The organism is Kinneretia sp. DJ1R-11 (assembly GCF_025717595.1).
Classification (GTDB): domain Bacteria; phylum Pseudomonadota; class Gammaproteobacteria; order Burkholderiales; family Burkholderiaceae_C; genus Paucibacter_A.
Genome location: NZ_JAJIRR010000022.1, coordinates 22462 through 37324 on the forward strand (window position 1 = coordinate 22462; position 14863 = coordinate 37324).

General features: G+C 61.4%; 10 protein-coding genes and 1 tRNA gene. 2 read left to right on the forward strand and 9 right to left on the reverse strand.

Annotated elements, in window-relative coordinates; genetic code table 11:
* The first annotated feature begins 8 nt into the window (after positions 1 to 8).
* Positions 9 to 581, forward strand: a complete 573-nt coding sequence (gene ruvA, locus LNV23_RS23330) for a Holliday junction branch migration protein RuvA (RefSeq protein ID WP_263520894.1) — start codon at positions 9 to 11, stop codon at positions 579 to 581.
* 34 nt (positions 582 to 615) lie between these two features.
* The gene (gene ruvB / locus LNV23_RS23335; protein ID WP_263520896.1) at positions 616 to 1674 is read left to right on the forward strand and encodes a Holliday junction branch migration DNA helicase RuvB; all 1059 of its coding nucleotides are present in this window, start codon (positions 616 to 618) and stop codon (positions 1672 to 1674) included.
* A gap of 306 nt (positions 1675 to 1980) precedes the next feature.
* On the opposite strand, the gene rpoC is transcribed toward ruvB, so the two are convergent.
* From rpoC to LNV23_RS23380, 9 genes are all read right to left on the reverse strand, one after another.
* Positions 1981 to 6201 carry a DNA-directed RNA polymerase subunit beta' gene (rpoC, locus tag LNV23_RS23340; protein ID WP_263565160.1) on the reverse strand — a complete coding sequence of 1407 codons (4221 nt, stop codon included), beginning with the start codon at positions 6199 to 6201 and terminating at the stop codon, positions 1981 to 1983.
* Positions 6202 to 6303: 102 nt separating this feature from the next.
* Complete coding sequence (gene rpoB, locus LNV23_RS23345) at positions 6304 to 10425, reverse strand: DNA-directed RNA polymerase subunit beta (protein WP_263565161.1); 4122 nt, start codon at positions 10423 to 10425, stop codon at positions 6304 to 6306.
* A 424-nt stretch (positions 10426 to 10849) separates the two neighbouring features.
* Entirely contained in the window at positions 10850 to 11227 is a 378-nt protein-coding gene (gene rplL, locus LNV23_RS23350; protein WP_263520900.1) for a 50S ribosomal protein L7/L12, read from the reverse strand.
* A gap of 46 nt (positions 11228 to 11273) precedes the next feature.
* Complete coding sequence (gene rplJ / locus LNV23_RS23355; protein ID WP_263520902.1) at positions 11274 to 11801, reverse strand: 50S ribosomal protein L10; 528 nt, start codon at positions 11799 to 11801, stop codon at positions 11274 to 11276.
* A gap of 388 nt (positions 11802 to 12189) precedes the next feature.
* Positions 12190 to 12897, reverse strand: coding sequence for a 50S ribosomal protein L1 (gene rplA, locus LNV23_RS23360; RefSeq protein ID WP_263520904.1), 708 nt, complete (start codon positions 12895 to 12897; stop codon positions 12190 to 12192).
* A 1-nt stretch (position 12898) separates the two neighbouring features.
* Positions 12899 to 13330, reverse strand: a complete 432-nt coding sequence (gene rplK, locus LNV23_RS23365) for a 50S ribosomal protein L11 (protein WP_263520905.1) — start codon at positions 13328 to 13330, stop codon at positions 12899 to 12901.
* Between the two features lie 189 nt (positions 13331 to 13519).
* Positions 13520 to 14107: a transcription termination/antitermination protein NusG gene (gene nusG, locus LNV23_RS23370; RefSeq protein WP_263565162.1), complete on the reverse strand. Its 588-nt coding sequence runs from the start codon at positions 14105 to 14107 to the stop codon at positions 13520 to 13522.
* Positions 14108 to 14191: 84 nt separating this feature from the next.
* On the reverse strand, positions 14192 to 14575 hold the full coding sequence (secE, locus tag LNV23_RS23375; protein ID WP_263565163.1) for a preprotein translocase subunit SecE: 384 nt from the start codon (positions 14573 to 14575) through the stop codon (positions 14192 to 14194).
* A gap of 149 nt (positions 14576 to 14724) precedes the next feature.
* A tRNA-Trp gene (locus LNV23_RS23380) sits at positions 14725 to 14800 on the reverse strand.
* Between the last annotated feature and the right edge of the window lie 63 nt (positions 14801 to 14863).

Here is a 14863-nt window from a genome sequence, read left to right on the forward strand (position 1 = left end):
ATGCGCCGATGATCGGCAGACTCACAGGCGTCATCGCGGAAAAATCGCCCCCGCAGCTCCTCATTGATGTGCAGGGCGTCGGCTATGAGGTCGACGTGCCCATGAGCACCTTCTACAACCTGCCGGGCCTGGGCGAGCGCGTCGCCCTGCTGACCCATTTCGTCGTGCGCGAGGATGCGCAGATCCTCTACGGCTTCCTCAGCAGCGAAGAGCGCGCCACCTTCCGCCAGCTGATCAAGATCAGCGGAGTAGGCCCCAAGATGGCGCTGTCCCTGCTGTCTGGCCTCTCGGTCGCCGAGCTGGCGCAGGCCGTCTCCAAGCAGGAAGCCGGCCGCTTGGTGAAAGTACCGGGCATCGGTAAGAAGACGGCCGAGCGCCTCCTACTGGAACTCAAGGGCAAGCTGGGCCCCGATCTGGCCCTGCCGGCCAGCCTGGTGAACGACAACCAAGGCGACATCCTGCAGGCCCTGGTGGCCCTTGGCTACAGCGAGAAGGAAGCGGCTGCGGCGCTCAAGCTGCTGCCGCCGGACGTGGGCGTCAGCGAGGGCATCAAGCAGGCCCTGAAGTCGCTGTCGCGTTGATGATCTTGATGGACTGCTGCCGGAGCCTTTTCGCATGAGCATTCAAACCGACGACTTCGCCAGCCAGGTCAGCCGCGTCATCAGCGCCGCGCCTGCTTCGCCGCGCGAAGAAGCGATCGAACGCGCCTTGCGGCCCAAGCTGCTGGACGAGTACGTGGGGCAAGCCAAGGCGCGGGAACAACTCGAGATCTTCATCGGCGCCGCGCGCAAACGCGACGAAGCCTTGGACCATGTGCTGCTGTTCGGGCCGCCGGGTCTGGGCAAGACGACGCTGTCTCACATCATTGCCGCCGAGCTCGGGGTGAACCTGCGCCAGACCTCGGGGCCGGTGCTGGAGAAGCCCAAGGACCTGGCCGCGATCCTGACCAATCTCGAGAAGAACGATGTGCTCTTCATCGACGAGATCCACCGGCTCTCGCCCGTGGTCGAGGAAATCCTCTACCCGGCGCTGGAGGACTACCAGATCGACATCATGATCGGCGAAGGCCCGGCCGCCCGCTCGATCAAACTCGATCTGCAGCCCTTCACCCTGGTCGGTGCCACCACTCGCGCCGGCATGCTGACCAACCCGCTACGCGACCGCTTCGGCATCGTCGCACGGCTGGAGTTCTACACCGCCGCCGAGCTGCAGCGCATCGTCACTCGATCGGCCGCCCTGCTGAACAGCCCGATCGACACTGAGGGCGCGCTGGAGATTGCCCGGCGCTCGCGTGGCACGCCGCGTATCGCCAACCGCCTGCTGCGCCGTGTGCGCGACTACGCTGAAGTCAAAGGCGACGGCCGCATCGGCAAGGACATCGCCGACAAAGCCCTGGCCATGCTGGACGTCGACCCGCAGGGCTTTGACCTGATGGACCGCAAGCTGCTCGAAGCCATCGTGCACCGCTTCGACGGTGGCCCGGTCGGCCTCGACAATGTCGCCGCCGCCATTGGCGAAGAAAGCGGAACGATCGAAGACGTGATCGAGCCCTACCTGATCCAGCAAGGCTTTCTCCAACGCACTCCGCGCGGCCGCATCGCCACGCTGGCGGCCTACCGCCACCTCGGTATGACCCCACCGAAAGCACACGGGCAGTTGTTCGGGGACGAGTGAGCCCTTTGAATCACTGAGGACTCCGTGTCAGGAATGTCGGTTCACGGCACAAAGCAGCCGAATACAAAAGGCAACCACGGAGGCACAGAGGCATAGAGAAATACAAAGCCGAATTGGTTTTTGCTCTGTGCCTCCGTGCCTCTGTGGTTGCAATTGAATTTCCGCTTCGTGCCGAATGCAGCCTCCGACATGCCCGCCTGCCGACCAATGAAAAGGCCGCCCGATCTTGCGATCGGGCGGCCTTTGTTTTGATGCGGAGCCCTTCTGGGCGCTCCGGGATCAAAGGGGCTGGCTTGTGGCCGCTGTTTACTCGGCAGCCGGCTCGGCGCCTGCGTCGACGCTGGCCATCTGCGCAGAAGCCAGTTCCTCGGCTTCTTGCTGGGCGATGGCGCGGCGCTCGGCGTCGTCCATCTTCTCCTTGGCAAAGCGAGCGCGGTGGAAGGCCATGCCGGTACCTGCGGGGATCAGGCGGCCGACGATGACGTTTTCCTTCAGGCCACGCAGCTCGTCGCGCTTGCCCATGATGGCAGCCTCGGTCAGCACGCGGGTCGTTTCCTGGAAGGAAGCGGCCGAGATGAAGGAGTCGGTCGACAGCGAAGCCTTGGTGATACCCATCAGCACGTCGGAATAGGTGGCCGGAACCTTGCCTTCCTTGCGCAGACGATCGTTGGTATCGAACAGCTCCGAGCGTTCCACTTGCTCGTTGATGATGTAGCTGGAGTCGCCGGCATTGGTGATCTGCACACGACGCAGCATCTGGCGAACGATCACCTCGATGTGCTTGTCGTTGATCTTCACACCTTGCAAACGGTACACGTCCTGCACTTCGTCAACGATGTAGCGAGCCAGCTCTTCCATGCCCAAGAGGCGCAGGATGTCTTGCGGGTCGGCAGCGCCGTCCACAATCAATTCGCCGCGGTTGACCACCTGGCCTTCGTGCACCAGGATGTTCTTCTCCTTGGGCACCAGCTCTTCGTGCTTCTTGCCATCGGGGTCGGTGATTTCCAGGCGGTTCTTGCCCTTGGTCTCCTTACCGAAAGACACCGTACCGGTCAGCTCGGCCAGCACACCCACATCCTTGGGCGAACGGGCTTCGAACAGCTCGGCCACACGCGGCAGACCGCCGGTAATGTCTCGAGTCTTCTGACCTTCCATCGGGATACGTGCAAGCACTTCACCCGGGGCCAGGTCTTGACCGTCACGCACCTGCACCAGCGAACCGACCGGGAAGCCGATGGTCACCGAGTGGTCGGTACCCGGAATCTTCACTTCCTGGCCGTTGGCATCCAGCAGCTTGACCTGCGGACGCACGACCTTGGCGGCACCACGACGCTTGGGATCGATCACCACCAGGGTGGACAGACCGGTCACTTCGTCGACCTGCTTGGCCACGGTCACGCCTTCTTCCACATTCTCGAAGCGCGCCTGACCGGCGAACTCGGTGATGATGGGGCGGGTCAGCGGGTCCCAATTGGCCAGGATGGTGCCAGCCTTGATGGCCTGATCCGGCTTGATGCTCAGGATCGCACCGTACGGCACCTTGTGGCGCTCGCGCTCGCGGCCATGTTGGTCGGCAATGATGATTTCGCCGGAACGCGAAATCACCACCAGCTCGCCCTTGCCGTTCGTCACATAGCGCATGGTGGCGTTGAAGCCGATCAAGCCGTCGGACTTGGCGTCCACGCTCGAAGCCACAGCTGCACGCGACGCCGCACCACCGATGTGGAAGGTACGCATGGTCAGCTGGGTACCCGGCTCACCGATGGACTGGGCGGCAATCACGCCGACCGCTTCACCGATGTTGACCAGGCCACCGCGGCCCAGATCGCGGCCATAGCACTTGGCGCACAGGCCGAAGCGTGTGGCGCAAGTCAGCGGCGTGCGGACCTTGACCTCGTCGGCGCCGGCAGCTTCCAGCATGTCGAGGTTGTCTTCGTCCAGCATGGTGCCTGCGGCCAGCAGCACGTTTTGAGTCTCGGGGTGCAGCACATCGATGGCGGCCACACGACCCAGAATGCGGTCGCGCAGCGATTCGATCACTTCACCGCCCTCGACCAGGGCGCGCATGGCGATACCGTTGTCGGTGCCGCAATCGTCCTCGATCACCACCAGATCCTGCGTCACGTCGACCAGACGGCGGGTCAGGTAACCCGAGTTCGCGGTCTTCAGCGCCGTATCCGCCAGACCCTTACGAGCACCGTGGGTGGAGATGAAGTACTGCAACACGTTCAGGCCTTCGCGGAAGTTCGCGGTAATCGGCGTCTCAATGATGGAGCCATCAGGCTTGGCCATCAGACCCCGCATACCGGAGAGCTGGCGAATCTGTGCGGCAGAACCACGAGCGCCGGAGTCGGCCATCATGTAGATGGAGTTGAACGATTCTTCGTTCACTTCCTTGCCATGACGGTCGATGGTCTTCTGCTTGGACAGCTGGCTCATCATGACCTTGCCGACTTCGTCGCCGGTCTTGCCCCAGATGTCCACCACCTTGTTGTAGCGCTCGCCGGCAGTCACCAGACCGGAGACGTACTGCTGCTCGATCTCCTTGACTTCCTTCTCGGCGCGGGCGATCAGCACAGGCTTCTCAGGCGGCACCAACATGTCGTCAACTGCGATCGAGATACCCGCACGCGTGGCCAGCTTGAAACCGGACTGCAGCAGCTTGTCAGCCAGCACCACGGTTTCCTTCAGACCGCACTTGCGGAAGGAAGTGTTGATCAGGCGCGAGATTTCCTTCTTCTTCAGGGCCTTGTCGATGTTCGAGAACGGCAGGCCCTTGGGCAGGATCTCACTCAGCAGCGCGCGACCGACGGTCGTGCTCACCAGCTTGGTCTCGGGGATCCACTCGCCCTCGGCCTCGCCCTTGGTGTACTGAACCATGCGGACATTGATCTTGGCCGTGATCTCGACGGCGCCGTTTTCCAGCGCGCGGATCATTTCCGAGATGTCCGAGAACACCATGCCCTCGCCCTTGCCGTTGATGCGTTCGCGGGTCGCGTAGTAAAGACCCAGCACCACGTCTTGCGACGGCACGATCGACGGCTCACCGGAAGCCGGGAACAGCACGTTGTTGGAGGCCAGCATCAGGGTGCGGGCTTCCATCTGCGCTTCAATCGACAGCGGCACGTGAACAGCCATCTGGTCACCGTCGAAGTCGGCGTTGAAGGCCGAGCAGACGAGCGGGTGCAGTTGGATGGCCTTGCCTTCAATCAGCACGGGCTCGAAAGCCTGGATGCCCAGACGGTGCAGCGTGGGCGCACGGTTCAGCAGAACCGGGTGCTCCTTGATGACCTCTTCCAGGATGTCCCAGACCACGGGGGTGCCGGATTCGACTTCCTTCTTGGCGGCCTTGATCGTCGTCGCGATGCCCATGGCTTCGAGGCGCGAGAAGATGAAGGGCTTGAACAACTCCAGGGCCATCAGCTTGGGCAGACCGCACTGATGCAGCTTCAAAGTCGGGCCCACGGTAATCACCGAACGACCGGAATAGTCGACGCGCTTACCCAGCAAGTTCTGACGGAAACGACCGCTCTTGCCCTTGATCATGTCGGCCAGGGACTTGAGCGCGCGCTTGTTGGCGCCGGTCATGGCCTTGCCGCGACGGCCGTTGTCCAGCAACGAGTCCACGGCTTCCTGCAGCATGCGCTTTTCATTGCGCACGATGATTTCAGGGGCCTTCAACTCGAGCAGGCGAGCCAGACGGTTGTTGCGGTTGATGACGCGGCGATACAGATCGTTCAGGTCGGAGGTGGCGAAGCGGCCGCCGTCCAGCGGCACCAGCGGACGCAGGTCCGGCGGCAGCACGGGCAGCACTTCCAGCACCATCCAGTTTGGCTTGATGCCCGAACGCTTGAAGGCTTCCATGACCTTGAGGCGCTTGGAGTTCTTCTTGACCTTGAGCTCGGAGCCGGTCATGTCGTTGCGCAAGCGATCGATCTCGACGTCGAGATCCATCTCTTCCAGCAACTTCTTGATGCCTTCGGCGCCCATCAGCGCGATGAACTCGTCGCCGAATTCCACGCGCTTCGCGTCGTAGTCGTCCTCGGTCATGATCGCGAATTTCTTCAGCGGGGTCATGCCCGGATCAACAATCACATACGCTTCAAAGTACAGGACGCGTTCGATGTCGCGCAGCGTCATGTCCAGCACCAGACCCAAGCGCGAAGGCAGGGACTTCAGGAACCAGATGTGAGCGCAAGGCGCGGCCAGGTCGATGTGACCCATGCGGTCACGGCGAACCTTGGTCTGGGTGACTTCAACGCCGCACTTCTCGCAGATGACGCCGCGGTGCTTCAGGCGCTTGTACTTGCCGCACAAGCACTCATAGTCCTTGATGGGGCCGAAGATCTTGGCGCAGAACAGGCCGTCACGCTCGGGCTTGAACGTGCGGTAGTTGATCGTCTCAGGTTTCTTCACCTCGCCGAAAGACCACGAGCGAATCTTCTCGGGCGATGCGAGCCCGATCTTGATTGCGTCGAAATGTTCGTCGGGTGTGAACTGCTTGAAAAGGTCCAGCAAGCCTTTCATGCATAACTCCTTGGTTTTTTAGTCGGATACAAAACGTTCAGCTCAAAGGAAAGGGAACCGCCGGGCGCTTCATGCGCCACGGCGGAGATCCCCCGCCCTGCCTCAGTTGCGTTCCAACTCAATATCGATACCGAGCGAACGGATTTCCTTGACCAGCACGTTGAACGATTCCGGCATGCCGGCTTCGATCGTGTGCTCACCCTTGACGATGCTCTCGTAGACCTTGGTCCGGCCGTTCACGTCGTCGGACTTGACCGTCAGCATTTCCTGCAGGATGTAGGAGGCGCCATAAGCTTCCAGCGCCCACACTTCCATCTCACCGAAACGCTGGCCACCGAACTGAGCCTTACCACCCAGCGGCTGCTGGGTGACCAAGCTGTAGGGGCCGGTCGAACGGGCGTGCATCTTGTCGTCCACCAAGTGGTGCAGCTTCAGCACGTGCATGTAGCCGACGGTGGTCGGGCGCTCGAAGCGCTCGCCGCTGCGGCCGTCCGACAGATAGGCCTGGGTGCGCGTGGCGGTCAGGCCCTTCTTGGCGGCGATGTCATCCGGGTAGGCCAGCTTCAGCATGGCGCGGATTTCATCTTCCTTGGCACCGTCGAACACCGGCGTCGCAAACGGCACGCCATGGCGCAGATTGCTGGCCATCTCGAGGATCTCGTCGTCGCTCAGGTCGTCCAAATGCTCGGCCTTGCCGCCGGACTTGTTGTACAGCTCATCGAAGAACTGACGCAGCTCGGACACGCGGGCGTGTTCCTGCAGCATGTCGCCGATGCGCTGGCCAATGCCCTTGCCGGCCCAGCCCAAGTGGACTTCCAACACCTGACCCACGTTCATCCGCGAAGGCACGCCCAGCGGGTTCAGCACGATGTCGGCAGGCGTACCGTCGGCCATATAGGGCATGTCTTCGATCGGCGCGATCTTGGACACCACACCCTTGTTGCCGTGACGGCCGGCCATCTTGTCGCCAGGTTGCAGGCGGCGCTTGACGGCCAGGTAGACCTTGACCATCTTCAGCACGCCAGCCGGCAATTCGTCGCCTTGCGTGAGCTTCTTGCGCTTTTCTTCAAAGCCCAGGTCGAAGCTGTGACGAGTCTGCTCCAGGGAGTTCTTGATCGATTCCAGCTGGTTGGCGACGTCGTCCTCGGCGGGACGGATGTCGAACCAATGGAACTTGTCGACGCCGGACAGATAGGCCTTGTCGATGACCGTGCCCTTGGCGATCTTCTGCGGGCCGCCGTTGGCCACACGGCCGATCAGCAGCTTTTCGATACGGTCAAAGGCGTCGGCCTCGACGATGCGCAGCTGGTCGTTCAGGTCCAGGCGGAAGCGCTTCAGTTCATCGTCGATGATCTGCTGAGCGCGCTTGTCACGCTGGATGCCTTCACGGGTGAAGACCTGCACGTCGATGACGGTGCCTGAGGTGCCTTGGTCGACACGCAGGGACGTGTCCTTCACGTCGGAAGCCTTCTCGCCGAAGATGGCTCGCAGCAGCTTCTCTTCCGGAGTCAGCGTGGTCTCGCCCTTGGGCGTGACCTTGCCCACCAGCACGTCGCCGGGGTTCACTTCGGCGCCGACGTAGACGATGCCCGACTCGTCCAGGCGAGCCAGTTGCTGCTCGGACAGGTTAGGGATGTCGCGGGTAATTTCTTCGCTGCCCAGCTTGGTGTCACGCGCGTTGACCACCAGTTCCTCGATGTGGATCGAGGTGTAGCGGTCTTCGGCGATCACGCGTTCGGAGATCAGGATCGAGTCTTCGAAGTTGTAGCCGTTCCAGGGCATGAAGGCGACCAACATGTTCTGGCCCAGCGCCAGTTCACCGATGTCGGTAGAAGCGCCGTCCGCGATGATGTCTTCAGCCGCCACATGGTCACCGCGCTTGACGATCGGGCGCTGGTGGATGTTGGTGTTCTGGTTGGAACGCTGGTACTTGATCAGGTTGTAGATGTCGACGCCGACTTCACCGGCCACGGTCTCCGCGTCATTGACGCGAATCACGATACGGTTGGTGTCCACGTAGTCCACGATACCGCCGCGGCGAGCTGCCACCACGGTGCCCGAGTCCTTGGCCGCCACGCGCTCGACACCGGTACCGACCAGCGCCTTTTCGGGGCGCAGGATGGGCACGGCTTGACGCTGCATATTGGCGCCCATCAGTGCACGGTTCGCATCGTCGTGCTCCAGGAAGGGCACGAGCGAGGCGGCAACCGACACGATTTGGGTCGGGGCCACGTCCATGTACTGGATGCGCTCGGGCGAGGTCAGCACCGATTCGCCGTTTTCACGGGCCGAGACCAGCTCGTCGATCAGCGCGCCTTCCTTGCTCAGCGAGGCATTGGCCTGAGCGATGACGTACTTGCCTTCCTCGATGGCGGACAAGTAGTCGATCTGCTTGGTGACCTTGCCTTCAACCACGCGGCGATACGGCGTTTCCAGGAAGCCGTACTCGTTCAACTGAGCGTACAGCGCCAGGGAGTTGATCAGACCGATGTTCGGGCCTTCCGGCGTTTCGATCGGGCAGACGCGGCCGTAATGGGTGGGGTGCACGTCCCGGACTTCGAAGCCGGCACGTTCGCGAGTCAGACCACCCGGGCCCAGTGCGGAAACACGACGCTTGTGCGTGATTTCCGACAGCGGGTTGGTTTGATCCATGAACTGCGACAGCTGCGAGGCACCGAAGAATTCCTTCAGTGCAGCCGAGATCGGCTTGCTGTTGATCAGGTCATGCGGCATCAGGGCTTCGGTCTCGGCCTGGCCCAGACGTTCCTTGACGGCCTTTTCGATACGAGCCAGACCCGAGCGGTACTGGTTTTCGGCCAGTTCGCCCACGCAACGCACGCGACGGTTGCCCAAGTGGTCGATGTCATCGACTTCGCCACGGCCATTGCGCAGCTCGACCAGGATCTTGACGACGTCCAGGATGTCCTCGTTGGACAGCGTCATCGCGCCTTCGGGCGTGTCGCGGCCCGCACGGGCGTTGAACTTCATCCGGCCCACGCGCGACAGATCGTAGGTGTCGGCGTTGTAGAACAGGCGGTTGAACAGGGCCTCGACGGCGTCTTCCGTCGGCGGCTCGCCGGGGCGCATCATGCGGTAGATGGCGACGCGGGCAGCCAGCTGGTCGACGGTTTCGTCGGTGGCCAGGGTCTGGCTGATGTAGGCGCCTTCGTCCAGTTCATTGGTGAACAGGCACTGCACGTCCTTGATGCCAGCCGAGCGCAGCTTCTTCAGCAGCGCATCGGTCAGCTCGTCATTGGCCTTGGCGATGATCTCGCCGGTGTCGCCGTCGACCATGTTCTTGGCCAGCACGCGGCCGAGCAGGAAGTCTTCGGGCACGGTGACGTGCTGGGTGCCGGATTGCTCCAGCTGGCGGGTGTGGCGCGCGGTGATGCGCTTGTCCTTCTCGACGATGACCGCACCGCTCTTGTCGGTGATGTCAAAGCGAGCGACTTCGCCCTTCAGGCGGTCGGCCACGAATTCCATCTGCGCACCCACGTCCATCAGACGGAAGTTGTCGAAGACGAAGAAGTGGGCCAGGATCTGCTCGGGGTTCAGGCCGATGGCCTTGAGCAGGATGGTGACCGGCATCTTGCGGCGGCGGTCGACGCGGAAGAACAAGATGTCCTTGGCGTCGAATTCGAAGTCCAGCCACGAGCCGCGATAAGGAATGATGCGGGCCGAAAACAGCAGCTTGCCGGACGAGTGGGTCTTGCCCTTGTCGTGTTCGAAGAACACGCCGGGCGAGCGGTGCAGCTGCGAGACGATGACACGCTCGGTGCCATTGACGATGAAGGAACCGTAGTCGGTCATCAGGGGCACTTCGCCCATGTAGACCTCTTGTTCCTTGATTTCCTTGACGGTCTTCGCCTGGGGCGATTCACGGTCATAGATGATCATCTGCAGGCGCGCGCGCACGGCGGCTGCATAGGTCAAGCCCCGCTGCTGACACTCACGGGTGTCGAACGGCGGCTTGGCGATGTTGAATTCGAGGAATTTCATTTCCACGAAACCGTTGTGCGAAACAATCGGGAACGCGGAAAGGAAGGCTGCCTGCAGGCCTTCGGCCTTGCGTTTGGCGGGGGGAACGTCCTTTTGCAGGAAGGCCACATAGGCCTCTTTCTGCATGGTGAGCAAATAGGGAACGTTGAGAACGCTCTCGCGCTTGCCGAAGCTCTTGCGAATCCGCTTGCGCTCGGTATAGCTATAGGGGGTTGCTTGCGCCATAAACACTCCGTGTCGAGAGCCCACCCCTGGCCGTGGGACGGGCTTCGTCGGCGACTGGCTTCACGAGCCACATCCAGAACGGATGGCTCGATGCTTGGTGGTTGGCCACTACCAACCGCTGGCGGACAACCCTGGCATTGCACCTGGGCCCGACCAAACCGGATCTCTGCAGTCGGATCAGAGAACACTTGAAAGAACCGCACATCATACCTCGCGCGAAGCTTTCAACTATTCTCAACAGGACTAACCCCTAAAACAGCAAAAGGGGGAGGTCCGTAGACCTACCCCTTTCAGGCTTTGACCGAAGCTTCTTGCTGCTTGTCGGCATCCCCAAGACCTCGTCAGGCGGGACATCAACAAGAGCGCAGAGCCGGTCGCAACCGGGTCAACGGGGGAAGGCTGCAAAGCCCACCCCCTGAGCCAATTACTTGACTTCGACCTTGGCGCCGGCTTCTTCCAGCTTCTTCTTGGCGGCTTCGGCATCGGCCTTGGCCACGGCTTCCTTGACAGCCTTGGGAGCGCCGTCGACCAGGTCCTTGGCTTCCTTCAGACCCAGACCGGTGATTTCGCGCACGGCCTTGATGACGGACACCTTGTTGGCGCCGGCTTCCAGCAGCACAACGTTGAACTCGGTCTGCTCTTCAGCAGCGGCTGCACCAGCAGCGGCGCCACCAGCGGCCGGAGCGGCCATGGCAGCAGCGGACACGCCGAACTTCTCTTCAATGGCCTTGACCAGGTCATTGAGTTCCAGAACGGTCATGGCGTCCAGGGCGGTGATGAATGCGTCTTTATCGAATGCCATTTGAGGCTCCTAGATTCAGTTAATGGTTGCTTTAACAGCAGATCGTTCAGGCAGCAGGCGCGGCTTCGGCTTCTGCCGGAGCAGCTGCACCACCACGTTGCTCGGACACAGCGGCGATGACGCGTGCGAAACGCGACACCGGCGACTGCATGAGACCCAACAGTTGCGCCAGCAGGACTTCCTTGCTGGGGACCGATGCCAGGGCTTTCACGCCGTTGGCATCCAGTGCCTTGCCACCGTAGGCTCCGCCCTTGATGATCAGTTTGTCGTTGGTCTTGGCAAAGTCAGCGATGACTTTGGCCGCGGCCACAGCGTCTTCAGAAAAGCCATAGATCAGCGGGCCGACCATGCTCTCCGAAGCAGCCTCGAACGGGGTACCGGCGACGGCACGACGCGCCAGGGTGTTCTTCAGCACGTGAAGATACACACCCTTGGCACGCGCTTCGACGCGCAGCTTGTTCAAGGCTTCAACGGTGAGGCCACGGTATTCGGCCAACGCCAGGGTCTGCGACTTCGCCGCTTGGGCTGCCACATCCGTAACGACGGCTGCTTTCTCGTTGCGATTGAGACTCAAGGTCTACTCCTCACAAAAACGTGTCCTTCGCCTTGCGGCTCCGGACACACCCGGGTTCAGCGACCTTCTGTCCAGGAAACCCGCTCTTCGCCCAGTTCAGAACGAAGAACAAATCAAACCTTTACAGCGGGACCGCCATCTGCGTTGGTTTCCGACCCGGCTTGCACCGGGCTTTCGATTAAGCCGCGCCACTGAAAAGCGACGCGACACCAACGGTCTTGGATGACCTGAAGCTCGCGCATTTGCGAACACCCGGCCTTTGCGCTTGAGAGCACAAAAGCCTTCGGCGCGCACAAGGCAGTTCGCTAGGAACTGCCCCCTGTCGAGCCTCAGCCCACCAATTCATCAGCGCGGCGCCAGACAAGCGCCGCACCTCATTTCTTCAAACTCAGGCCGAAGCTTGAGCGTTGATGCTGGCCACTTCCACGCGGGCGCCAACGCCCATGGTGGAAGAGATCGCGACCTTGCGCAGGTAGACACCCTTGCTGGTGGCCGGCTTGGCCTTGTTCAGGGCTTCGATCAGGGCGCGCAGATTGCCTTCCAGCTTGTCGTTGTCGAACGAACGACGACCCAGCGTGCCGTGAATGATGCCGCCCTTGTCAACGCGGAACTGGACTTGACCAGCCTTGGCGTTCTTGACTGCAGTGGCCACATCGGGGGTGACGGTGCCAACCTTGGGGTTAGGCATCAGGCCACGCGGGCCCAGCACTTGACCCAGGGTACCGACGATACGCATCGTGTCCGGGGACGCGATCACGACGTCGAAAGGCATGTCGCCAGCCTTGATGCGCTCGGCCAGGTCTTCCATGCCGACCACGTCAGCACCGGCCGCCTTGGCTTCTTCAGCCTTGGCACCTTGTGCGAACACAGCCACGCGCTTTGTCTTGCCCAGGCCGTGAGGCATCACGACCGCGCCGCGAACGACTTGGTCAGACTTCTTGGCGTCCACGCCCAGTTGCACGGCCACGTCGATGGACTCGTCAAACTTGGCGGTGGCCAGGCTCTTCACCAGGGCCAGGGCTTCGCTCAGCGGGTACAGCTTGGTGGTTTCGACCTTGCCTTGCAGGGCCTTTTGGCGTTTAGTCAGCTTTGCCATCTCAAACACCCTCCACCAGCACGCCCATCGAGCGAGCGGAACCAGCAATCGTACGAACGGCAGCGTCCAGATCAGCAGCGGTCAAATCCTTGACCTTGATCTTGGCGATTTCTTCCAACTGGGCGCGGGTCAGCTTGCCGACCTTTTCCAGATGGGGCTTTGCCGAACCCTTGTCCAGCTTGACAGCCTTCTTGATCAGGGCAGTCGCCGGGGGCGACTTGATCACGAAGGTGAAGCTCTTGTCTGCGAAGGCGGTGATGACCACCGGCAACTTCATACCCGGCTCGTGGCCTTGGGTCTGAGCGTTGAACGCCTTGCAGAACTCCATGATGTTCAGACCGCGCTGACCCAGCGCCGGACCGACCGGAGGCGAAGGATTAGCCTTGCCTGCCGCAACTTGCAGCTTGATAAAGCCGACAATTTTCTTGGCCATGATTTCTCCTGACAGAGCCGCAGCGGCCGCGCCGCAACTCTTGAGTGCTAGCGCAAGGGACTAGGGGCTCTAACACCCCGTTACCCTTGCTCCTCTTGCCCGCGTCTCGTCGCGGGCTGACTACGGACAGGATGTGCTGCTCTTGCGAACGGCACGAGCCCTGTCAGGCTCTTGAACTCTTGACGCCGATCAGACCTTCTCGACTTGCGAGAAATCCAGCTCGACCGGTGTGGCGCGGCCGAAGATGGTGACCGAGACGCGCACCTTGGACTTGTCGTAATTGACGTCCTCGATCGCACCATTGAAGTCGGTGAACGGGCCTTCCTTGACTCGCACCACTTCGCCCACCATCCATTCGACCTTGGGCCGGGGCTTTTCGACGCCCTCTTGCATCTGGCTGACGATCTTCATCACTTCGGCTTCCGAAATCGGCGCCGGGCGATTTTTCGCGCCGCCGACAAAGCCGGTGACCTTCGATGTGTGCTTGACCAAGTGCCAGGTGTCGTCTTCCATCGCCATCTCCACCAGCACATAACCGGGGAAGAAGCGGCGCTCGGTCACGGCCTTCTTGCCGTTCTTCAGCTCAACGACTTCTTCGGTCGGCACCAAGATGCGACCGAACTTATCTTGCATACCGGCGCGGTCAATACGCTCGCGCAGATTGCGTTCGACGGCCTTTTCCATGCCCGAATAGGCGTGCACAACATACCAGCGCTTGGGAAGCCCGACCGGGGCTGCCGCAGCCTCCGTCACCACTTGGCCTAGTTCTTCAGTCATTGCAATCCTTCAACGCTCTACAACGCTTGCCTTGCGGCTCAATTCCAGCGCGAAAGACGCCCGCAGGCGCCCGTTCGCATTCGATCAACGCTTCCAGCCCAGAATCAGGTCATAGATGACCCACTCCAGCGTCTTGTCCGTGATCCACAAGAACAAGGCCATGACCACAACGAAGGCAAACACATAGCCGGTCATCTGGCGCGCTTCTTTGTGCGTCGGCCAGACCACCTTGCGCACTTCGCGCGACGAGTCGCGACCGTAGGCGATCAAGGACTTGCCGGTTTCGGAGGTAAAGAAAGCCGCCAAAGCCGCTGCCAACAGCACCAGCAAAGCGCCCCACTGAACCCACTGACCCTGCTTGGCCAGACCGTAATAGGCCACCAAGGCAGCAGCCAGCAACAGCGCAGCAACGCCCAGCTTGGCCTTATCGGCACTGGTGGTCACGGTTTCGACTTGAGGATTCGACATTGATTCTGTTCCATGCCCAGCTTGACGGCTGCGCATTCAATTCTTCGGAGGTGTCGGTGGCACTACCCACCAGCAGCAAAGCCCGCCGAGATGAACTCCCGCGGGCTGATGCCTGGACCAACAAACCAGCTTCCGTGATCAGCGGTGGCTGGCAGGGGCAGAGGGTCTCGAACCCCCAACCTTCGGTTTTGGAGACCGACGCTCTGCCAATTGAGCTATGCCCCTGTGGCCTTACAAATCTTAAGCGAGGATGGTGGCAACCACACCCGAACCCACGGTACGGCCACC

Excerpts from the sequence above, each read along its gene's own strand:
- rpoC (WP_263565160.1), bottom strand. The coding sequence starts at position 6,201 with ATGAAAGGCTTGCTGGACCTTTTCAAGCAGTTCACACCCGACGAACAT.
- ruvA (WP_263520894.1), top strand. The coding sequence starts at position 9 with ATGATCGGCAGACTCACAGGCGTCATCGCGGAAAAATCGCCCCCGCAG.
- rplK (WP_263520905.1), bottom strand. The coding sequence starts at position 13,330 with ATGGCCAAGAAAATTGTCGGCTTTATCAAGCTGCAAGTTGCGGCAGGC.
- rplA (WP_263520904.1), bottom strand. The coding sequence starts at position 12,897 with ATGGCAAAGCTGACTAAACGCCAAAAGGCCCTGCAAGGCAAGGTCGAA.
- nusG (WP_263565162.1), bottom strand. The coding sequence starts at position 14,107 with ATGACTGAAGAACTAGGCCAAGTGGTGACGGAGGCTGCGGCAGCCCCG.
- rplL (WP_263520900.1), bottom strand. The coding sequence starts at position 11,227 with ATGGCATTCGATAAAGACGCATTCATCACCGCCCTGGACGCCATGACC.
- ruvB (WP_263520896.1), top strand. The coding sequence starts at position 616 with ATGAGCATTCAAACCGACGACTTCGCCAGCCAGGTCAGCCGCGTCATC.
- secE (WP_263565163.1), bottom strand. The coding sequence starts at position 14,575 with ATGTCGAATCCTCAAGTCGAAACCGTGACCACCAGTGCCGATAAGGCC.
- rpoB (WP_263565161.1), bottom strand. The coding sequence starts at position 10,425 with ATGGCGCAAGCAACCCCCTATAGCTATACCGAGCGCAAGCGGATTCGC.